The sequence below is a fragment of the Photobacterium sp. R1 genome (assembly GCF_054600795.1).
Window position 1 is genome coordinate 1 of the sequence record NZ_BAAHZP010000756.1, and the last position, 253, is coordinate 253.

General features: G+C 47.8%; 1 pseudogene. It reads right to left on the reverse strand.

Features of this window, described 5'->3' with window-relative positions:
- Window positions 1-253: pseudogene (locus tag ACYP03_RS27105) on the reverse strand (LysR family transcriptional regulator); the annotation flags it as partial.

Here is a 253-nt window from a genome sequence, read left to right on the forward strand (position 1 = left end):
TAATTTTTCCGCGGTGATAGCTCAGGATCAGATCAAACCCATCCAGTAAGCTTTCTTTGGGGCTCAGGCTGGTTTCACAAGATAGTGATATTGCAGGATGTTCAACACAAAAATCGACGACTGACTTTGCGAGTACCGGAATATCCGGCATCAGAATTCTGAGCGAACCGGCTACCGTTTGAGCCTGCTGATTGACTTCTTCAAGCGCATCGTTCAGCGCCGCTAACAAGACCTGTGTCGTAGAGTAAAGCTG